19 protein-coding genes are annotated in these 22036 nt (G+C 39.8%); 15 read left to right on the plus strand and 4 right to left on the minus strand.

Features of this window, described 5'->3' with window-relative positions; translation table 11 throughout:
• Window positions 1-51 precede the first annotated feature (51 nt).
• The 4 genes from rdgB to Q9M50_09150 form a co-directional block, all read right to left on the minus strand.
• Window positions 52-654, minus strand: a complete 603-nt coding sequence (rdgB, locus tag Q9M50_09135; protein ID MDQ7090794.1) for an RdgB/HAM1 family non-canonical purine NTP pyrophosphatase — start codon at window positions 652-654, stop codon at window positions 52-54.
• The gene (gene rph, locus Q9M50_09140; protein MDQ7090795.1) at window positions 654-1373 is read right to left on the minus strand and encodes a ribonuclease PH; all 720 of its coding nucleotides are present in this window, start codon (window positions 1371-1373) and stop codon (window positions 654-656) included. The genes rdgB and rph overlap by 1 nt, the downstream gene beginning before the upstream one ends.
• Before the next feature lie 73 nt (window positions 1374-1446).
• Window positions 1447-2580 (minus strand): cell division protein ZapE, encoded by a 1134-nt coding sequence (gene zapE, locus Q9M50_09145; GenBank protein MDQ7090796.1) that lies wholly within the window; start codon window positions 2578-2580, stop codon window positions 1447-1449.
• Between the two features lie 94 nt (window positions 2581-2674).
• The gene (locus tag Q9M50_09150) at window positions 2675-4006 is read right to left on the minus strand and encodes a DUF58 domain-containing protein (GenBank protein ID MDQ7090797.1); all 1332 of its coding nucleotides are present in this window, start codon (window positions 4004-4006) and stop codon (window positions 2675-2677) included.
• A gap of 174 nt (window positions 4007-4180) precedes the next feature.
• Between Q9M50_09150 and dbpA the strand changes: the two genes are divergently transcribed.
• From dbpA to Q9M50_09225, 15 genes are all read left to right on the plus strand, one after another.
• A complete protein-coding gene (dbpA, locus tag Q9M50_09155; GenBank protein ID MDQ7090798.1) occupies window positions 4181-5563 on the plus strand; it encodes an ATP-dependent RNA helicase DbpA in 1383 nt (460 codons plus the stop codon).
• An 83-nt stretch (window positions 5564-5646) separates the two neighbouring features.
• Window positions 5647-7680 carry an oligopeptidase A gene (prlC, locus tag Q9M50_09160; GenBank protein ID MDQ7090799.1) on the plus strand — a complete coding sequence of 678 codons (2034 nt, stop codon included), beginning with the start codon at window positions 5647-5649 and terminating at the stop codon, window positions 7678-7680.
• A gap of 9 nt (window positions 7681-7689) precedes the next feature.
• Complete coding sequence (locus Q9M50_09165) at window positions 7690-8061, plus strand: cupin domain-containing protein (GenBank protein MDQ7090800.1); 372 nt, start codon at window positions 7690-7692, stop codon at window positions 8059-8061.
• Window positions 8062-8139: 78 nt separating this feature from the next.
• Window positions 8140-9066, plus strand: coding sequence for a 16S rRNA (cytosine(1402)-N(4))-methyltransferase RsmH (gene rsmH / locus Q9M50_09170; GenBank protein MDQ7090801.1), 927 nt, complete (start codon window positions 8140-8142; stop codon window positions 9064-9066).
• A 1-nt stretch (window position 9067) separates the two neighbouring features.
• On the plus strand, window positions 9068-9349 hold the full coding sequence (ftsL, locus tag Q9M50_09175; GenBank protein MDQ7090802.1) for a cell division protein FtsL: 282 nt from the start codon (window positions 9068-9070) through the stop codon (window positions 9347-9349).
• Window positions 9350-9423: 74 nt separating this feature from the next.
• Window positions 9424-11124, plus strand: coding sequence for a penicillin-binding protein 2 (locus Q9M50_09180; GenBank protein ID MDQ7090803.1), 1701 nt, complete (start codon window positions 9424-9426; stop codon window positions 11122-11124).
• Between the two features lie 148 nt (window positions 11125-11272).
• Window positions 11273-12742 carry a UDP-N-acetylmuramoyl-L-alanyl-D-glutamate--2,6-diaminopimelate ligase gene (locus Q9M50_09185; protein ID MDQ7090804.1) on the plus strand — a complete coding sequence of 490 codons (1470 nt, stop codon included), beginning with the start codon at window positions 11273-11275 and terminating at the stop codon, window positions 12740-12742.
• Complete coding sequence (gene murF, locus Q9M50_09190) at window positions 12739-14103, plus strand: UDP-N-acetylmuramoyl-tripeptide--D-alanyl-D-alanine ligase (GenBank protein ID MDQ7090805.1); 1365 nt, start codon at window positions 12739-12741, stop codon at window positions 14101-14103. The genes Q9M50_09185 and murF overlap by 4 nt, the downstream gene beginning before the upstream one ends.
• A gap of 3 nt (window positions 14104-14106) precedes the next feature.
• Window positions 14107-15189, plus strand: coding sequence for a phospho-N-acetylmuramoyl-pentapeptide-transferase (mraY, locus tag Q9M50_09195; GenBank protein MDQ7090806.1), 1083 nt, complete (start codon window positions 14107-14109; stop codon window positions 15187-15189).
• Between the two features lie 2 nt (window positions 15190-15191).
• The gene (gene murD / locus Q9M50_09200) at window positions 15192-16568 is read left to right on the plus strand and encodes a UDP-N-acetylmuramoyl-L-alanine--D-glutamate ligase (protein ID MDQ7090807.1); all 1377 of its coding nucleotides are present in this window, start codon (window positions 15192-15194) and stop codon (window positions 16566-16568) included.
• Window positions 16568-17746: a putative lipid II flippase FtsW gene (ftsW, locus tag Q9M50_09205; protein ID MDQ7090808.1), complete on the plus strand. Its 1179-nt coding sequence runs from the start codon at window positions 16568-16570 to the stop codon at window positions 17744-17746. The genes murD and ftsW overlap by 1 nt, the downstream gene beginning before the upstream one ends.
• The gene (gene murG / locus Q9M50_09210) at window positions 17731-18783 is read left to right on the plus strand and encodes an undecaprenyldiphospho-muramoylpentapeptide beta-N-acetylglucosaminyltransferase (GenBank protein ID MDQ7090809.1); all 1053 of its coding nucleotides are present in this window, start codon (window positions 17731-17733) and stop codon (window positions 18781-18783) included. The genes ftsW and murG overlap by 16 nt, the downstream gene beginning before the upstream one ends.
• The gene (gene murC / locus Q9M50_09215) at window positions 18783-20219 is read left to right on the plus strand and encodes a UDP-N-acetylmuramate--L-alanine ligase (GenBank protein MDQ7090810.1); all 1437 of its coding nucleotides are present in this window, start codon (window positions 18783-18785) and stop codon (window positions 20217-20219) included. Before murG ends, murC begins: the two co-directional genes overlap by 1 nt.
• Entirely contained in the window at window positions 20216-21106 is an 891-nt protein-coding gene (gene murB / locus Q9M50_09220) for a UDP-N-acetylmuramate dehydrogenase (GenBank protein MDQ7090811.1), read from the plus strand. The genes murC and murB overlap by 4 nt, the downstream gene beginning before the upstream one ends.
• Window positions 21103-22035: a D-alanine--D-alanine ligase gene (locus Q9M50_09225; GenBank protein MDQ7090812.1), complete on the plus strand. Its 933-nt coding sequence runs from the start codon at window positions 21103-21105 to the stop codon at window positions 22033-22035. The genes murB and Q9M50_09225 overlap by 4 nt, the downstream gene beginning before the upstream one ends.
• Window position 22036: the final 1 nt, after the last annotated feature.

Raw genomic sequence — 22036 nt, forward strand, 5'->3', positions numbered from 1 at the left:
TTTTTGATTTTGATTTATCAGGACACTTTTTAAGTGTCCTGATTTTTTTTGTCATTTGCTTTCTAATTGCTGCCTTAATAAGCTTAGGGCTTTCCCACGATGGCTTAAGCTATTTTTTTGTTCAGAACTTAATTGTGCAGAAGTACAGTTAGACTCATTAACAAAAAAGATAGGATCATAGCCAAACCCATTATCCCCTGCCGCTTGGGAAATAATATTTCCTTCCCATATTCCTTGTGCAATAAGCGGGCAAGGATCATCCGCATGTAGCATAAAGACCAACACACATACAAATCGTGCATTAGTCGGTTTATCGGGCTGTTGTTTGATTTCGTTTATAAGTTTTAAACGGTTGTCATGATCACTAGCATTAAGACCTGCATAACGTGCTGAAATAATACCTGGCTGCCCTCCCAACGCATCAACAACGAGTCCTGAATCATCCGCAATGGCAGGAAGTTGGCTTTTAAAAGCGGCATGACGGGCTTTTAAAATAGCATTTTCAACAAAGGTTGTTCCCGTTTCATCAACGGCTTTAATATTAAAGTTGCTTTGAGGAACCATTGAATAATCGGCAAGCATGGTTTGAAACTCATTTATTTTGCCTTGATTATTACTGGCAAGAACGATTTTTTGGTCTTTAGGAAGTATCATTAGCTGCCTGCTAAGGCTTGTTGCTGTTTTTCTAATAAGATTTTAATGCCTGAACTTGCTAACGCTAACATGGCATCAAGTTCCTCTTTCCTAAAGGCATGACCTTCGGCTGTTCCTTGAACTTCAATATAAGCCCCCGCATCATTCATGACGATATTCATATCTGTTTCAGCATGACTGTCTTCGGCATAGTCTAAATCTAAGACGGGAACGCCCTCATAAATCCCCACCGAAACCGACGCAATTTGCCCGAATAAAGGGTTTTTCTTAATTGTTTTTTTTGCTAGCATTGCATTAATGGCTAATGATAAAGCAATAAACCCCCCTGTAACCGAGGCTGTTCGGGTTCCGCCATCGGCTTGTAAAACATCACAATCAATCGTGATGGTATTTTCACCTAAAGCTTTTAGATTAATTCCCGCTCTTAATGAACGGCCAATTAAACGTTGAATTTCTAAGGTTCGTCCGCCTTGTTTCCCTCGCGTGGCCTCTCGTCCCATACGGTCATGGGTTGAACGAGGGAGCATTCCGTACTCTGCGGTAACCCAGCCTTCGCCTTTCCCTTTTAAAAACCGAGGAACACGGCGTTCAACACTGGCGGTACATAACACTTGGGTATCACCATACTCAACCAATACGGAGCCTTCGGCATGTTTGGTAAAATGACAGGTAAATTTAATTTCTCTTAATTGCTCAGGTAAACGTCCGCTTGGTCTCATCATGTGATTCTCAATAAAATAAAAACGCTACAGTATACCTTCTTTATGGATAAATGATTAATGAAGTGGGCAACTAAGGGTTGATTTGTAATAATTTTCGTCTTTGTCGGTAGTCAGCCGATTGCATTTCAGTTAATCGCGATTGAGTTCGCCTAAATTCAAAGACCCCATCCTCTTTATAAAGGGAGTCAATAGCCACGGCTGCGCTACAAATTAATTTTATATTAGCCTCATAGAGCGCGTCAATTAAGGTAACAAAACGTCGTGCTTGGTCGCGGCATTCTATTGATAATTGCGGTATTTCAGCAATAAATACGGTATCAAAACAGTTAGAAATTTCAATATAATCAGCAGATCCTAAATTTCGATGACAAAGTTCATCAAAGGAACTGTATAGGATACGGCCTGAGACGGCGTTAAAAACTACTTCTCGTTGTTGTATGTTTAATGAATATCGATGAGTTAGCGCGTTATGGCTTAACTGGGCTAACTTTTGGGTTAAAAAATGACTGGCATCAATACCTAAGCCAATATGGAAACTATAATTTAACGCATCCATAGGGCGTAAGCGGTAATCTTTTATTGCCACCAGTTCTAAAATATCGGAGGCTTGTTTTAATCGCGCAATAAAGGGTAAAAATAAATCGTGTTGTAAGCCCCCTTTGTATAAATTATCGGGGTGATAATTTGACGTAGCGACGAAAATTAATCCTTCGGCAAAGAGATGATTAAATAAACGGGTTAATATCATCGCATCGGCAATATCGGTGACATTAAATTCATCGAAGCATAATAACCAGGTTGAATGGCGTAACTGTTTGGCAAAAGCGGCGAGAGGATCGCTCTGATTATTTTTACGCCATTGATGAACAAAAGCATGAACTTCGAGCATAAAATTATGAAAATGAACGCGGCGTTTTTGCTTAATTGGGCAAGCTTCAAAAAATAATTCCATTAACAAGGATTTTCCGCGCCCCACATCGCCAAAAATATACAGACTTTTGGCCGATTTTTCTGGGTGTCTTTGTTCAGCCATTGCATAGAGCAGATGTTGTAACGATTCGAGGACAGCTACTTGGGCGAGGTCAGTTTTAATATGATGTTGCTGAACTAAGTGTTGGTAACGTTTTTTAAGAGCATCTTTTTCAACGCTAAAGGGGTGAGAAGGCTGCGGTTTTTTAGAGGGCCGAAAAAAATAATTGAACATTTATTTTAGAGAAATGAATGAGTGATTAGAGAAATGAATGAGTGATAGGAGTCACGAAGAAAGTCGGAATTAGGCCAATTTATTGAGTGTGAGTTTATATTTTTGCTAATTCGGTGGCTAAGTGATGATAATTAATTAAATAAAAATGCTCAGGTTTATTATTACACTGCTCTAAAATTAGCTCTCCACCGTGTATTAAAAAAACGGCAACGGGTATGTTGCGCGCTAATAACTGCTTAACGAATGATTGACGCGCATTATCCCAGTGCATTAACACACAAAAAAAGCTGCTACACTGTCCTAACTGTGAAAATACATGCTGTTGTAATTTTTCAAAGGCAGTTTCAGAGCTTGTTTGTACGGCGGCTAAAATTTCTTGTAAATGTGGTAAGTGATCCACGCCTCTTCCCGTGGTAAAACAATAAGCTTGATGACCGACAAACATTAAGTCTAATAAGGCTTCATTTTGGCGTTCGCTCATCGCAATAGAGGCGGCAACAGAGACCGCCGCTTCAAACTGATCGTTCGGCTGTGATCCGACAAAGGTATCTAATAATAAGGCTCGACGTACAAAATATTCATCTTGATATTCTTTAACGATTAATTTGCCTTGTTTAGCGTAACTTTTCCAGTGAATGGTATTTAAGGGATCGCCTTGTTGATAATCACGTAACGACATAAATTCCGATGAATCACCGACTGAATTGGCTAAGGAAACACCCCCTTGTTGATATTTACGTTGACCGCTTAAATTCAAGGGGTTTATCGGGTAACGTTGGGGTAAAATAAGTAAACTTTGGCTATTATTCAATAAAATAAGTCGTCGATAAAGACCTAAGCGATCTGTTTTTGCTAAATAGCTGTTATCTAAGGTTAATTTTCCCCGTCGTGTTGGGGTTAAGTGGATTTTAACGGAGAGCGGGCGTTGACTTAATGGGGGCAAGGGGGTTTCATCAAGAATTCCACCGCGTTGGTAATTTAAAAACTGATACCATTTTTTAAAGCCGATGAAACGCTTAAAAAAAGGTTGATGTTTGGATTGATAAAATGTGTGTAATTGGCTTAATAACGGCGCAGAAACGTGTAAGCGTTCAATTAAAATTAATTGATCGTAGGTATTTGGGGTTAAATTTTTTAGAATAATGTTATAACTAAAACGCTCCCCTACGGTTGCATAGCGGGGTAATTGTCGGTGACTAGAGACGTTTAAACGATTAAAAAGGCTATTGATGAAAGCCAGTAAGATTAAAGCGAATAAAAAGGCCGCTAATTGATAAGTTGTACTTTGTTTGGTATCAATACCAAACACAATCGCCATCGACATCACTAATAAAATTAAGTGGCCATTAAAGCTAAAGTGATAACGCCGCCAATGATCATAACGATAAATTTTATAATAGAGTCGAAGTAAAAAACGCTGAAACATGTTTAAAAATGGGATCAAAGTTGATTAATGTAACAATCTTAGCAGTTTAAATTAATCGGTGTTGTTTTAAAACTGCCCCTTGATTTTTTTGATTATGACATTTGATAAGGATTGAAACGATTAAATACCTGATTACTGTTATAATTGCCCTCTTTAAATGAGAATAATACCATTATGACGCGCGATAGTTTTTCAACACTTCCCCTGAGTAAAAACCAACTAACTAATTTAGATTCTCTGGGCTACCAGCGAATGACTGCCATTCAGGCACAAGGTTTGCCGCATGTCTTACAAGGGAAAGATTTAATTGCACAGGCAAAAACAGGAAGTGGAAAAACAGCAACTTTTGGTATTGGTTTATTAAATGCACTTAATCCGCGATTTTTTGGCGTACAAGGTTTAGTTTTATGCCCTACGCGTGAATTAGCCGATCAAGTGGGTAAAGAATTGCGTAAATTAGCCCGCGCTATCCCCAATATAAAAGTAGTCCTCCTTTGTGGCGGGAAGCCGTTTGCCTTTCAAAAAGATTCCTTACAGCATGGGGCGCATATTGTTGTTGGAACACCAGGACGGATTCAAGATCATTTAAAACGGGAAACATTAGACCTAAAGGGTTTAAAAACCTTCGTGTTAGACGAAGCGGATCGAATGTTGGATATGGGATTTTCGGAGGTGATTAATGACATTATTAATCAAACGCCTGCGACACGTCAGACCTTACTTTTTTCGGCGACCTATCCTAATTCGATTAAAAAAATGTGTCACTCTGTTTTAGATAACCCGATAACGGTTAGCGTTGAATCGGAACATCAAACCAATATTATTAAGCAAACCTTTTATTCTGTAAAAGAATCGCAGCGTTTTGATAGTTTATTGGCCTTATTTGAGCATTATCAACCTGAAACAACCGTTGTTTTTTGTCATACGAAAATTCAATGTAATGAAGTGGCCCGATTTTTAGACGGTCATGCTATTGAGGCTTTAGCGATTCATGGCGATTTAGAACAACGTGATCGTGACCAAGTATTAGTTCGCTTTGCCAACAAAAGTTGTTCGGTTTTAGTGGCAACCGATGTGGCTGCGCGAGGCTTAGATATTAAATCGTTATCAGCAGTGATTAATTTTGAATTACCGCGAGACCCTGAAATTTATGTTCATCGTATTGGACGAACGGGGCGAGCGGGAGAGACTGGCATGGCCTTGAGTCTTTTTATTGACTCTGAAAAAATGCGGGTCACAGCGATTGAGGGCTATCAAGATAAAGCCTGTGTTTATGAGGATTTTAAGCACTTAAATCGGGATGCTAAATTTTCTGTTCACCCGAAGATGGCGACGTTACAAATTGATGCTGGTCGAAAAAATAAAGTCCGTGCAGGTGATATTTTAGGGGCTTTAACGGGGGATGCGGGGTTAAAAGGCCCTCAAATTGGTAAAATTGATATTTTTGATAAGCAAAGTTATATTGCCATTGAGCGCATGGCCTTACGCAAAGTTTTAAATTATTTTATCGAAGGCAAAGTAAAAGGTCGTAGCGTCAGAGCGCGAATGATTTCTTAAAATAAACGCATTAAATTAAGTTTAACGCGTCTATTTAGATTATTTATCCTGCTTTATTTTTTATCTCTAATTTGTTATTAAATATGTCCAATCCGTTATTAGAAACCACCGCATTACCTCAATTTTCCAAGATTAAACCTGAGCATATTATCCCCGCAGTGGATGACTTGTTAGCACAGGCACGTGCTGTTGTTAGCGAGTGTTTAGAGCAAACTATCCATACATGGGAAAACTTAATTGAACCGATTGAGGCCGTTGAGGATAAGCTAAGTAAAGCATGGTCCCCTATTAGTCACTTAAATTCAGTTTGTAATAATGAGGCGGTGCGTGATGCTTATAAGGCTTGTTTACCTAAATTAAGCGAATATTCAACCGAAATGGGACAAAATAAAACTCTTTTTGACGCTTATCAAGCGATTGCTGAAGGTTCAGACTTTGTTGATTTAAAGGTCGCTCAAAAAAAAATTATTAGTAATGCGTTGAAAGATTTTCAACTGTCAGGCATTAATTTAGAGCAGGGTAAGCAACAACGTTACAAGGAAATTAGTCAGCAACTCTCTGAGTTGTGCAGTCGTTACAGTGATAATGTATTGGATGCGACCAATGACTGGGTGAAATTAATTACGGATAAGGACGAATTAAACGGGTTACCCGAATCGGCCTTAGATCAAGCAAAACAAGCGGCGGAACAAGCAGGTCATGAAGGCTGGTTAATTAATTTACAATTTCCCTCTTACATTGCGGTAATGACGTATGCGGCTAATCGAGATTTACGCCAAGAACATTATCAAGCCTTTGCAACACGAGCCTCTGAATTAGGCGCAAATTCCGATTGGGATAATTCGGAGGTCATGGAAAAAATATTAAGCTTACGTCATGAAAAAGCGTGTTTGTTAGGCTTTGAAAATTATGCAGAATTATCCTTAGCAACCAAAATGGCGGATAAGCCCGCTGATGTGACTTTGTTTTTAGAGGATTTAGCGAAAAAATCATTACCGCAAGCCCGTCAAGATTTAGATGAGTTAAAGAAATTTTCTCTGCAAGCGTTTGAATTACAAGCACTTGAGGCGTGGGATGTGGGTTATTATTCAGAAAAAATGCGTCAACATCGTTATGACTTATCACAGGAAGAGGTGAAAGCGTATTTTCCCGTTGATAAAGTAATGAGTGGTTTGTTTTCGGTGGTGAATAAGCTTTATGGGCTTGAAATTAATGAAATAAGCGAGTTTGATCGTTATCATGATGAGGTTCGTTTTTTTGAAATTAAAGATAAAAATAAAGAGGTTCGCGGAAAGTTTTACTTAGATCTTTATGCTCGAGGGCAGAAAAGAGGCGGCGCTTGGATGGATGATTGCGTCGGACGTAAAAAAATAGGTGAGGTGATTCAAATTCCTGTGGCTTATTTGGTTTGTAATTTTACCCCGCCGATGGGAGAGGCTTCCGCCTTATTGACGCATGATGAAGTGACGACTTTATTTCATGAATTTGGTCATGGTTTGCAACACATGTTGACGCAAATTGATTACTTAGGGGTTTCAGGAATTAATGGAGTGGAATGGGATGCGGTCGAGCTACCAAGTCAAATCATGGAAAACTGGTGCTGGGAAAAAGAAGCGTTAGCTCTGATGTCAGCGCATTATCAAACGGGTGAACCCTTACCTGAAAGCTTATATAACAAAATGCTGGCGGCGAAAAATTTTCAAGCAGGCATGATGATGGTTCGGCAATTAGAATTTAGTTTATTTGATTTTAAAATTCATCAAGCCTTTGACCCTGAACAAGGGGGGCGTATTTATCAAATTTTGGATGACATTAGACAGCAGGTTTCAGTGGTTTTACCGCCTAATTTTAACCGCTTTGCTCATGCGTTTTCTCATATTTTTGCAGGCGGCTATGCCGCGGGTTATTACAGTTATAAATGGGCGGAAGTTTTATCCAGTGATGCCTATTCTCTTTTTGAAGAAAAGGGTATTTTTGACCGTGAAACAGGTGAGGCATTCTTAACGCATATTTTAGAGAAAGGCGGAAGTGTCGATGCTCTTGCGTTATTTAAAGATTTTCGGGGTCGTGAGCCTAAAATTGATGCGTTATTGCGACATAATGGAATTATAATTTAGGATGATTAAATGAGCGACGTTATTCAACCCTTCTCGCGTAACGATGAGTTTTATACACCAGAAAAATGTTATATTACAGAGCTTCTTAATACCGTTGATAATCCTGATTTATCAATAGCTAGGGCGCGAGTTGAGCCAGGAATAACAACCTGTTGGCATCGACTTACGGCCACCGCTGAATATTATTATATTCTGAGTGGGTGTGGCATTATGGAAGTGGGAACATTGCCGCCAAAAGACGTTAAAACAGGGGATGTGGTGTTAATTCCGCCTCAGTGTCGTCAACGTATTACAAATACAGGAACGGAAAGTTTGGTTTTTTTGGCTATTTGTACCCCGAGATTTTTAAATGAGGCGTATCAGGCGATTGAAAAGGATTAAATTTTTCCTGTGATTTTTTATCTTGACTATTAACGCATTGAAAATTATAGTAGAACGTTTTGCTTATAAATGCCTTCTATGGAACATCTCCCTGTTATGTATGCAGAATCCCTGCACGCCCTAAAGATAAAAGCCAATGGCATTTATGTTGATTGTACGTTTGGGCGCGGTGGACACAGTCAAGGTATTTTAGAAAAATTAAATGAACACGGCCAATTATTAGCTTTTGACAAAGATTTAGACGCGATTCATTCGCCGATAGCTAAAGAAATGAGCAAGGATTCACGCTTTACCTTACATCATGGTAGTTTCACGGAATTAGAAGCGACAATAAAATCTACGGTTGAGGCGGGTTTAGTGGAGGGTGTTTTTATGGATCTAGGGGTTTCATCCCCTCAATTGGATACGGCTGAACGGGGGTTTAGTTTTTTAAAAGAAGGGGCTTTGGATATGCGGATGAATACAGAAGCAGGTTTATCCGCCGCAGAATGGTTGGCGGGTATAGAGGAAGCTGAATTAAGACAGGTTTTATTTGAGTATGGTGAAGAGCGTTTTGCCCGACGAATTGCCGCGGCCATTGTTAATGAACGTCAAGAAACACCTCTTGTTTCAACGTTGCAGTTGGCGAAGTTAATTTCTGATGCGGTTCCTTTTAAAGAAAAACATAAGCATCCTGCGACACGTAGTTTTCAGGCTATTCGGATTGCGGTTAATGACGAATTAGGTGAGTTAACGGCTACGTTAAAGCAAGCGACGGCAATTTTAAAACCCGAAGGACGGTTAGTGGTTATTTCATTTCATTCCCTTGAAGATAGAATTGTGAAGCGATTTATTCGTCGCGAATCGGGTTATAAAAATCCCCCTGGAAAGTTACCCATTAAAGAAGTTGATTTAGAACGAGGCTTGTTAAACAAAGTGGGAAAAATGATACGAGCAGGAAAAGAGGAAGTTTCTTTGAATCCTCGATCGCGTAGTGCTGTTATGCGGATTGCCGAGCGAGTATAAGGTGACGGTTGCTCGGTTTTTTATCTGGTTTTTATTTGTAAGTTTTTTGATGGCTTCCGCATTGGGGGTCGTTTATAGCAAATATCAATCTAGGTTATTGTTTTTTGAGATACAGCAACAACAAAGTTACTTAGAAAAACAAGCGATTGAATGGGGACAACTTCAATTGGAAATAACGACGTTAACCTCTGAAAATCGCGTTGAAATTGAAGCCATTGAAAACTTAGGATTAGTATTTCCGTATCGAAAACGAATTATTTATTTAAAGCAAGATGAAAAATAATCAGGCTTTATTGGAAATTAATGTTTACATGGCCGAGCGAATACGTGTGAGTGATTCATTTAATTTTTATCTATATGCATGATCTTTTTAGAGGCAATACGTCTCGCCCCTCAAAAAAAATAAAGACGTTTGCTCTTCGGCGACGGTTCTTAGTCATTCTTATTTTATTAGGAATGCTTTCATTGGTCTTGCGCGCCATTAATTTACAAGTCATTGATAAGCAATTTTTACAACAGCAAGGGGCGAAGCGGTATATTAGTAAAATTCCTGTTTCTACTTATCGTGGAAAAATTTTTGACCGATATGGGGAAATTATGGCGATTAGCTCGCCTGTTCGCTCCATTTGGGTTAATCCACGGCAATTAGATCGCAATCAATCTCAAGAGATTGAGGAAATGACTAAAGTCTTAGGCTTGCCTGCGTCTAAAATTAAATTATTAAAGGATAAAAATTCAAAATTGCGGTTTTCGTATTTGAAGCGGCGGATTAGTCCTGGGTTGGCGATGAAAGTAAAAAAAATGGGGATTAAGGGCATTCATTTTGATCAAGAATTTAAACGTTTTTACCCCGCTGGCGTTATGTCTGCGCATTTAATTGGCTTTACCGATGTTGATGATGTTGGGCAAGAAGGCATCGAAAGAACCTATGAAGATCATTTAAAAGGTAAGGCGGGATTAAAACGAATTATTAGAGATGGACGGCGACGTATTGTTGAGGATTTTGAAAATCTTGAAGAGTCTGTTCCCGGTAAAGATTTGACCTTGAGTGTTGATCGTCGCATCCAATATTTAGCGTTTAGAGAATTACAACACGCCTTTATTAAATATCGAGCAAAATCAGCGTCGCTGGTGGTCTTAGATGCTAAAACAGGGGATGTTTTGGCCGCTGTAACTCAGCCTGCCTTTAATCCTAATAGTCGAAAAAATTTAAAAAGTGGCGTTTATAGAAATCGAGCGATTACGGATGTTTTTGAACCCGGTTCTACCATGAAGCCATTTGTGATTGCCGCCGCTTTAGATGGAAAATACATTGCCGAAGATGCCCGAATTCGTACGAATGGATCGTACAAAATTGGGGTTAATTGGGTGAGAGATGGTCATAATTATGGGGTGCTAAGTTTAACCAATGTGTTAAAAAAATCAAGTAATGTGGGGGCGAGTAAAGTGGCTTTATTAATGCCCGATGATTATTTATGGCGTATTTATAAGCAATTAGGTTTTGGCCAGTCGGCTGAGATTGGCTTTCCAGGTGAAGCGCATGGTATTTTATTGCCCTTAATGAAGTGGAATGATTTTGCGCAAGCAACGCTTTCGTTTGGTTATGGTTTATCAACCTCAACATTACAATTAGCCAAAGCGTATACGGCATTAGCTGATAATGGCATTTTACACTCCGTGAGTTTATTGAAAAGAGATCGGGATCCTAATGCGAAGCGTATTTTCACAGCGGATGTGGCCAAAAAAGTGAGAACAATGCTTGAAGAGGTTGTTAAGCCAGGTGGAACCGCTAAACGTGCCGCGGTTACAGGTTATCGGGTGGCAGGAAAAACGGGAACCGCAAAAAAGGCTAAAAAAGGCGGGTATTCTGCAAAAAAATATTTTTCAGTGTTTGTTGGAATGGCTCCTGCGAGTAATCCACGCTTTGTGATTGCAGTTATGGTGGATGAACCTAAACGTAAATTTTATGGGGGACTTGTGGCCGCGCCAGTTTTTTCTAAAGTAATGGCGGGTACACTTAGAATTTATGGTGTTGAACCTGATAAAAAAATGCCTTGATTAATGAGAGTTAAGTGATAAATAGGGTTAAGACTCAGTGTTTAGAAAGATAGACGAGAAGACACGCTTGAATACGCTAATATGCCTAGGAATAAGACGTTAAGCGTGTCTTCCTAGATTATTTTTTTGCCCATCGGAATAAAATAAAATGAAGCTTGATGAATTACTCATAGGGTTTACAACACGATCAATTGATATTGAAATTTTAGGACTCGCTCTTAATAGTCAGCAAGTAAGTTCGGGTTATGCGTTTATGGCCTTAAACGGTGAACATTCTCACGGATTAGATTACGCGGACCCAGTTATAAAACAAGGGGCGCGGGTTATTATTTATGACCCCAAAGGCGGCGGTAAAGCACTGGCAATGAAGTTAACCCCTTTCCCTTTGATTGAAATAGAAAATTTAGAGTCCAAGCTTGCGGATATTGCAGCGCGTTTTTATTGCTATCCTGCCCAAAAATTGGCTGTTATTGGTGTTACGGGGACGAATGGTAAAACAAGTTGCAGTCAATTTTTGGCGCAAGTGTTACCCGACTCTATCGTTGTGGGAACATTAGGCTGGGGCGTATGGGGGAAATTACAAAAAACTCAAAATACCACCCCCGATGCCCTTTCATTACACGCCATTTTGGCACATTGTGTTAATGAGAAAAAAAAATTATTAACCCTTGAGGTTTCGTCTCATGGTTTAGAACTCGGTCGTGTTAAGCACGTAAAATTTAAAGGGGCTATTTTTACGAATTTAACGCAAGATCATTTAGATTTCCATCCATCAATGGAGGCTTATTTTCAAGCTAAATGTTCACTTTTTAAACGCCCAGAATTAGAATTTGCCATTGTTAATTTAGATGATGCCTATGGTTTACGGATTATTGATGCATTGTCTGAACACGTTGTTTTATGGACTTTTAGTTGTCGTGGAAAGACCTTAAATCAAGGGAATTCATTGGTGGCTGAAAAAATTCAATTCGTGACCACAGGGCTTTGTTTTGAGGTTCGTTATAAAAATGAGAGCGTAACCGTTTCATCTGATTTTTATGGGGAATTTAATGTTGAAAACATTCTAGCAATGATGGCCACTTTATTAGCACTGGGTGAATCGTTGACTGAGGCGGCAAAAAAAGCCACTTCTTTAAAGGCTATTTCAGGACGAATGGAGCGTTTTAGTAACACTAAATCGCCTCAAGTTTTTGTTGATTATGCACATACGCCTGATGCACTACTAAAAAGCCTCACCGCGTTAAAACAGCATCATCACCAACAAATTTCACTTGTTTTTGGCTGTGGAGGAAATAGAGATAAAGGCAAGCGAATGCAGATGGGAAAAGTGGCCTCTCAGCAAGCTCATCGAATTATTATTACCGATGATAATCCACGTTATGAAAATAACCAAGCCATCATTTGTGATATTTTAACTGACTGTGATAGAGATAAAGTGACAATTATAACCGATAGAAAAGCTGCGATAACCCGCGCCATTAGGCAAGCGTCTTCCGATGACTGTATTTTAATTGCGGGAAAAGGCCATGAAGATTATCAAACCATTGAAGGGACCCATTATTCGTTCAGTGATCAAGAAATTGTTGAACAGGTTTTACAGGAATGGGTCGCCCCATGAAATTAAATTTAAATACGGTTGCCTTGCATCTCAATGCTCATTTAATTGGGGTGAGTACTGAAATTAACGCCGTTAGCATTGATAGTCGGACGTTGAAAAAAGGGGACTTATATATCGCGATTAGCGGTGAAAATTTTGATGGCCATAATTTTACGGAAGCGGCTGAAAAAGCTGGGGCCTGTGCGTTATTAGTTGAACATCAAGTAAAAAGTTTATTACCTCAATTAGTGGTTAAAAATACCCGTTTAGCGTTGGCTGAACTGGCAGGTTTAGCCCGCCAAAAAAGTAAGGCGACTATTTTTTCGGTCACAGGAAGTAATGGTAAAACCACCGTTAAAGAAATGCTTGCCATCATTCTGTCCGTTAATGCGTCTGTTTTAGCGACGGAAGGAAACTTAAATAATGAAATAGGGGTTCCATTAACCTTATTGAAATTATCGGTCGATCATCGTTATGCGGTGATTGAAATGGGGGCCAATCATCGAGGTGAAATTGCGTTTAGTAGTCGCGCAGCCTTGGCGAATATTGCACTCATTAATAATGTGGCCGAAGCGCATCTTGAAGGCTTTGGTTCATTAGAAGGGATTGCTAAAGCGAAAGGTGAAATTGTTGCGGGTTTAAAAGCGTCAGGCATAGCCATTCTTAATCAAGACGACCCCTTTTATTCACTCTGGGTAAAGATAGCCGCAAATCGAAGCCATTATAGTTTTTCACTTCATGATAAATCGGCTAATGTTTATGCCACTGAAATAGAGTCCACGATTGAAAATAATGCATTCGTGACGACGTTTAATTTACATACGGCGACTGAAAAAATCGCCATTAGTTTAAAATTAGCAGGTCAACATAATATTTATAATGCACTGGCAGCGGCAACAGCGGCTTTAACCGTTAATATACCGTTAGTTCAAATTCAACAAGGTCTTGAAAAGCTTTTACCCGTTAAAGGTCGATTGCAACCTTGGGTCAGTCGTTATGGGAATATTGTTATTGATGATAGCTATAATGCTAACCCTGCATCACTGAAAGTGGCGATAGAGGTTTTAAAATTTTGTCAGGGCGATTCATGGTTAATTTTGGGTGAGTTAGGTGAATTAGGAGATAAAAGCCAAGAAATTCATCAACAGCTCGGTGTTTTAATTCGCGAACAAGGGATTAAACGGTTGTTTGCAATAGGGACTGATGCGCGTTACAGTGTGGAGGAATTTGGAGAAGGGGCGTTATTTTTTGAAAGTCAAGTCGCATTAATTACGAGTTTAAAAGCAGGGCTTAAAGGAGAGGAAGCTTTGTTAATTAAAGGTTCACGCGCGCAAGGAATGGAACAGGTTGCAGCGGCATTAATAGATAATTTTAGGAAATAACGGATGCTATTGTATTTAACTGATTTTTTAATGTCACTTGATGGCGGCTTTAGAGTTTTTCAATATTTAACCTTTAGAACAATTTTGGGGGCATTAACCGCGTTAGTTATTTCTTTTTTGATTGGCCCTTGGATGATTAAGAAATTAACGCGCGATAAAATTGGTCAAAGTGTGCGTGATGATGGCCCTGAGACACATTTTAAAAAAGCGGGAACGCCGACAATGGGGGGGACGCTCATTTTAGTCGCAGTCAGTGTAAGTACGTTACTTTGGGCTGATTTAGGCAATCGTTATGTTTGGGTTATTTTATTAGTGACGATTGGCTTTGGTGTGATTGGTTTTATTGATGATTATAAAAAAGTCATGATGGGAAATAGCGACGGCTTATCAGGACGAATGAAATATTTATTTCAATCGGTTATTGGTTTAATAGCCTCCATTTTTTTGTATTATTCGGCTGAACTCCCCGTAGAAACCCAATTAATTGTGCCGTTTTTTAAAGATGTTGTTTTAGAATTAGGCTGGGGTTATATTCTTTTAAGTTATTTTGTTATTGTCGGAACCAGTAACGCGGTCAACTTAACCGATGGATTGGATGGCTTGGCGATTATGCCCACCGTCATGATTGCAGCGGGGATGGGGATTTTTGCTTATCTGTCAGGACATGTTAATTTTGCACAATACTTAGGCATTCCTTATTTACCTAACAGTGGCGAGTTAATTATTTTTTGTGGCGCGTTAATCGGGGCAGGTTTGGGATTTTTATGGTTTAACACCTATCCTGCGATGGTTTTCATGGGGGATGTCGGTTCGTTAGCATTGGGGGCAGGATTAGGCGTTTTAGCTATTTTAATTAGACAAGAACTAGTCTTAGCGATTATGGGCGGAATTTTTGTGATTGAAACTCTGTCCGTTATCATTCAAGTTATTTCATTTAAAATGACAGGCAAGCGGGTATTTAAAATGGCTCCGATTCATCATCATTTTGAATTAAAAGGGTGGCCAGAACCGCGTATTATTGTCCGTTTTTGGATTATTACTTTTATTTTGGTCTTAATTGGTTTATCCAGTTTGAAATTAAGATAGTTATGCGATTAGCCGATGACCTCGTTTTAGACCAACTCCATGATTTTTTTGGGTTGCAGACTAAGCATTCAAAATTAATTATTGTTGGGTTGGGCGCAACAGGGTTGTCTGTGGCTCGTTTTTTAAGTCATTATTCGTTTGAATTTAAACTGATTGATAGCCGCCGTAATCCCCCGATGGCGGAACAATTGAGCCATGAATTACCTAATATTAACTTAATAACAGGCAATTTTGAGAATTTTGATTTTTCTGAGGCAACGCATTTAATCGTAAGTCCGGGAATTGCATTAACGCCTCAAATTAAATCGGCGTGTCTGAAGGGAGTCCGGCTTGTGAGTGATATAGACTTATTTGCGCTCTCGACAAATAGACCTATTATTGCGATTACAGGCTCCAATGGAAAAAGTACCGTGACCACGATGTTGGGCGAAATGGGGAATGCCGCAGGTAAAAAAACAAGGATGGGTGGAAATTTAGGTACGGCGGCGTTGGATTTATTGAATCAAGAGGCGGAACTTTATGTTTTGGAATTATCCAGCTTTCAACTTGAACGAACGTCTGCTTTAAAGGCGGTTGCGGCAACTGTTTTAAATTTGAGTGCCGATCATCTTGATCGTCATGAAACGTTTGAAAATTATTGCATTGAAAAAGAAAAAGTTTTTAAAGGTAACGGTATCATGGTGTTAAATGCAGATGATTCCAACGTAAAATCAATGCACAAACAAGCGCGTCGTTGTCTTTGGTTTGGTGTGCATCAGCCTTTGGGGTTTCATGTGGAAACGAAAGAAAATCAAGATTACCTTGTTTATAATAATGATTTTTTAATGCCTTGTCGTCATTTATCGTTGGAAGGTCAGCATAATATCGCCAATGCGTTAGCCGCGCTTGCATTAGGGTTTGCAGCGGGGTTAGCGATTAAGCCAATGTGCCAAGCGTTGGCCGGGTTTCAAGGGTTGGCGCATCGAATGCAGCAAGTGGCGATAATTAATGGCGTTAAGTGGGTTAATGATTCTAAAGCCACGAATATAGGGGCGTGTATCGCGGCGTTGGACGGTTACAAGGACAAGGTTATTTTACTCGCAGGAGGCGATGCAAAGGGCGCGGATATGAATGAGTTGCAAGCCAGTATTTATAAAAAGGTAAAAAATATCATTTTAATGGGGAAGGATGCAAATCTAATGGAATCTGCTTTAAATAACGGTATTCCTGTGTATCATGCTGATTCAATGGCGGCGGCGGTTTTGTATGCGGCTAATATTGCGTTTAGAGGCGATACGATTTTGCTTTCACCCGCTTGTGCGAGTTTAGATCAATATCAAAATTATCAACATCGAGGAAACTGTTTTATGACGGCAGTGAAGGCTTTGGAGACGGGTTAGTGGCTGAAAAAAGACAACGTAATACGACGGCCTCTCCTACTTATGTTGATTGGTTTTTATTTACGGTTACGCTTTCATTAATTGGAATCGGCTATGTGATGATGGTTTCATCCTCTTTACATTTGGGGGTGAAATTAACAGGGGATAGTTTTTATTACCCGATGAGGCAGTTGACCCATATTATTATTTCTTTTATTGTCATGTCGGTTGTTGTTTTTATTCCGATGAAAGTTTGGGAAAAATACGGCTCGGTTTTATTTATTTTTGGCTTGTTTTTACTGGTCTTAGTTCTGGTGCCAGGTTTAGGTGTTAAAGTCAACGGCAGTAGTCGTTGGCTATCCTTAATGGGCGTGAGAATACAAACCTCGGAGTTAATGAAATTTGCCTCGGTTATTTATGTATCAGGTTATGTTGTTCGTCATCAGGCCGTGGTTGAGACGGATTTTTTTGGTTTATTAAAACCGCTCCTCTTATTTTTATTGGCTTGTGTTTTATTATTATTAGAGCCAGATTTTGGTTCAGCAGTGGTATTATTAACCATTGCAATGTCCGTTATGTACCTAGGAGGGGCGCGATTATGGCAATTTGTTATTTTAATTACTGTAATTTCGGTATTGGCAAAAGAATTAATTTATAACTCCGCCTATCGTTTGGCTCGAATAACCAGTTTTTTAGATCCGTGGGCGGATGCTCAAGACACAGGGTTTCAATTAGTACAAGCTTTGATTGCTTTTGGACGAGGCGAGTATTTTGGTGTCGGTTTAGGGAGTGGTATTCAGAAAATATTTTATCTTCCCGAGGCGCATACGGATTTTTTATTTTCAGTCTTAGCCGAGGAGCTTGGGCTAACGGGTGTTTTAAGCGTTATCATTTTATATACCTTATTAATTTTAAGAGCGTTTATTATTGGCATTAAAGCAGAACAAATGAAATTGCGTTTTTCAGCTTTTGTGGCTTATGGCTTAGGCGTTTGGTTTGCCTTTCAATCGTTCATTAACATGGGGGTTAATATGGGAATGTTACCCACGAAAGGGCTTACCTTACCTTTTATGTCCTATGGCGGAGGAAGCATCATTGTCATGTGCGCTGCGATTGGGCTTTTATTTCGAATTCATTACGAAGTAATGAAGCAAGTGAGTCAACAAACCAAGAGAAATAAAAAATGGGACGACGAATAGTTATTATGGCAGGGGGGACAGGAGGTCATGTTTTTCCTGCTTTAGCGGTGGCCGAATATTTACGCGCAGAGGGTTGGTCTGTCAGTTGGTTAGGGACTCAAAAAGGCTTAGAGGCCCGCGTTGTTCCCGCACATCAGATTGAAATTGATTGGTTATCGGTTTCAGGATTGCGTGGAAAAGGACTTATCTTTAAATTTAAAAGCATTTTATTGTTAATTAAAGCATGCTGGCAGGCATTTACTTGTTTACGTCATCGAAAACCGCATGTGGTGTTAGGGATGGGAGGCTTTGTTGCAGGCCCAGGGGGATTGATGGCCAAGGTGTTGGGGATTCCTTTGGTTATTCATGAACAAAATCGTGTGGTTGGAACAACCAATAAATTATTATCAAAAATTGCAACGCGACGGTTAGAAGCATTTCCTGATAGTTTTTCGACTAAAGTAGCGGCTATCTTTACGGGGAACCCATTACGTCAAGATTTTATGAATTTAAAGCCTAGGCTGATAAAAAAAATGGGTGAGCCGTTAAAATTATTAGTGGTCGGCGGCAGTCAAGGGGCGCAAATTTTAAATGAAATAGTTCCTCAATCGACGGCTTTATTAGATAATATCACTGTAACTCACCAAACGGGGCTGGTGATGTTGGAATCGGTTGAATCACGTTATCAGGCGTTGGGCGTTACTGCTGAGGTTAAAGCCTTTATTGATGATATGCCGACAGCCTATCAATGGGCGGATTTAATGGTTTGTCGGGCAGGTGCGATGACGGTGAGTGAAGTGGCTGCCTGTGGATTACCCGCTATTTTTATTCCGTTACCTCAGGCCATTGATGACCATCAAACGGCCAATGCACGCTATTTAGCAGATGAGGGCGCGGCGTTGATTTTAACCCAAAAACAATTAACTGCGGCAAGTTTGGCGGCAGCAATTACAGAAATTTCTACTAATTTAGAGACGATGGCAAAACGATCAAAAAATAAAGCACGATTAGAGGCAACGAAAACGGTGGCCACCCTTTGTATTGAGGCAGCGAATTAATGAGTAATGTTGAAACACAAATCCCTACAAAAGCCTTGGGTAACATAGAAAATATTCATTTTGTCGGAATCGGCGGCACGGGGATGAGCGGAATTGCAGAAGTGTTATCTAATTTAGGGTATCAAGTGTCAGGGTCTGATATAAAGGAATCAGCTGCAACGCAACGCTTACAGAAACAAGGGGTTAAAATTTATATCGGTCATCATTCGACTCATATTAAAAATACCGATGTTGTTGTTGTTTCAACGGCGATAGATCGTAGTAATCCTGAAGTCGATAAAGCCTATCAACAGAGGATTCCAGTGATTCCGCGTGCTGAAATGTTAGCTGAATTGATGCGGTTTCGTTTTGGAATCGCGGTGGCAGGAACGCATGGAAAAACAACGACGACGAGTTTAGTGGCCAGTATTTTAGCCGAAGATGATTTAGACCCCACTTTTGTTATTGGAGGGCGTTTAAATAGTGTAGGAACGAATGCTAAATTAGGCTCAGGAAAATATTTAGTCGCCGAAGCCGATGAAAGTGATGCCTCATTTTTATATTTACAGCCAATGGTTGCGGTGGTTACAAATATAGATCAAGATCATTTGGAAACCTATGCGGGCAGTTTTGAACGTTTAAAGGAAACGTTTATTGAGTTTTTACACCATTTACCTTTTTATGGCATGGCGGTTATGTGTTTAGATGATGCGGGGGTGAAAGAAATCTTACCGAACGTGTCTAAACCTATTATAACTTATGGTGTTGATGAGCAAGCGGATGTACGTGCTGTAGAGATAAAGCAACAAGGCTTAACGACTTCGTTTAAAGTCCTATTTAGAGAGGATGGTTCTTCTTTGCAGGTCAGTTTAAACATGCCGGGGTGGCATAATATGTTAAATGCTTTGGGGGCGATTGCCATTGCTAGGCATTTAAAAGTAAAGGATAACGCAATTACTCAAAGTCTTTCAACCTTTAAAGGCATTGACCGACGTTTTCAATTGCAAGGTGATATTGCGATGGGGGAGGGCATTATTACCCTTGTTGATGATTATGGACATCATCCACGCGAAGTAGCCGCTATGATGGATGCCTTGCGTCAAACATGGCCAACTAGACGGGCGGTGGTGATTTTTCAACCCCATCGATATACGCGAACCCGTGATTTATTTGAAGATTTTGTTGATGCCTTATCGACAGCGGATGTGTTGATTTTATTAGATATTTATTCAGCGGGGGAAGCGGTGATTATGAGTGCGGATGGTACGACGCTTTGTCGCGCTATTCGGACGCGTGGGCAAGTGGATCCTGTCTTTGTAAAAAATACCGATGATTTAGTCTCAATTTTAACAGGGATTGTTCAAAAAAATGACGTTATTTTAACTATGGGTGCAGGCAATGTCGGACAAATTGCAAGTACCTTACCTGATGAATTGGCGAACGCTTTAAACCGATGAATGAACGTTTAGAAACAACCGGTAAATTATTGTTAAATGAAAAAATGGCTAAATATACGAGTTGGCGTGTGGGTGGAAACGCTGAAAAAATGTATTTTCCTCATGACAAAGACGATTTAATTAACTTTATTCGTAAATTACCCCAAGATAGCGCGATTTTTTGGTTAGGGCTGGGTAGTAACCTCTTAGTTCGTGATGGTGGAATTTCGGGGGTGGTTATTAATACACGGGGCCGTTTAAAAAAAATGTATCTGCTTGATGAGGGGCGTATTTATGTTGAATCGGGGGTTCCTTGTGCGCGTGTTGCTCGTTTTTGTGTTGATAACGGCTTAATGGGCGCTGAATTCTTAGCAGGCATTCCAGGAACAATGGGCGGAGCCTTAAAAATGAATGCAGGGGCTTTCGGGAGTGAGACTTGGGAAATCGTTGCACGTACCGAAATGTTAAATCGTGACGGCGTGACCTCTTGGCGAAAAGCTGATGAATTTGAAGTCAGTTATCGAACTGTTAAAAACCTAAAGGATTCGTGGTTTTTAGCCACAGAATTACAATTGAATCCTGGGGATACTTCAAATAGCTTAGAAAACATTAAAGGTTTTATGGAAAATCGTTCGGCAACTCAGCCCATTAATCTACCGAGTTGTGGGTCGGTTTTTAAGAATCCTGAAGGGGATTATGCCGCGAGATTAATTGAAAAAACAGGTTTAAAAGGTTATTGCATTGGGGGCGCGTGTGTTTCTGAAAAACATGCTAATTTTATTGTTAATATAGAGCACGCGACTGCGGCTAATATTGAAGCCTTAATTGATTATGTTCAATGTCAGGTAGAGCTGGAACAGGGGATCCGCTTGCAAACAGAGGTTTGTAAGGTGGGAGTCAGTTTATGAAACCGTTAATGATTGATGATCCTGCTAAATTTGGTCGTGTTGCGGTCGTAATGGGGGGCTGTTCAGCAGAAAGAGCGGTTTCTATCAAGAGTGGGACGGCGGTATTTAATGCGTTAAAACGTAAAAATGTCGATGTGGTCGCCATTAATGTAGATGATAATCCTTTTTTGGCATTAGAGGGTCAAAAGATAACACGAGTTTTCAATAGTATTCATGGACGAGGCGGTGAAGATGGGATTTTGCAAGCCGCATTAGACGTGATGAAACTACCTTACACGGGAAGTGGGGTGATGGCTTCGGCTTTGACAATGGATAAATTGAAAACCAAATTATGTTGGCGGGGCTTAGGTTTACCAACGCCTGAATGGTTTTTATTAAAATCTTTGGATGAGATTGATGCGTGTATTCAAAAATTAGGGTTTCCGATGATGGTGAAGCCCATCTTAGAAGGATCTAGCCTTGGAATGAATAAAGTAAATACCTCGCAACAATTAGTCGATGCTTTTAAGGAGGCATCTCAATATAAGTGTGACGTTTATGCTGAAAGCTGGGTACAAGGTAATGAATATACTGTGGGTGTTTTAAAGGGGGAAGCGTTACCCGTGATTAGACTGGAAACAACGCATGATTTTTACGATTATCAGGCAAAATATGAGTCGAATACAACGGCTTATCATTGCCCTTGTGGTTTAGATTTTAAACAAGAAAAAAACTTGCAACAATTAGCTTTAGAGGCTTCTGAGGGTGTGGGTGTCGTGGGATGGGGACGTGTTGATGTTTTTATAGATCAAAATAATACCCCTCAATTAATTGAAGTTAATACGGTTCCTGGGATGACGGATCATAGTTTAGTCCCGATGGCCGCTAAAAAAGTTGGAATAGATTTTGATGACTTAGTTTGGCGGATTTTAGAAACCAGTTTGAATTAAT

Source organism: Methylococcales bacterium, from assembly GCA_030949405.1.
In the GTDB taxonomy this organism is placed as follows: Bacteria; Pseudomonadota; Gammaproteobacteria; order Methylococcales; family Methylomonadaceae; genus WTBX01.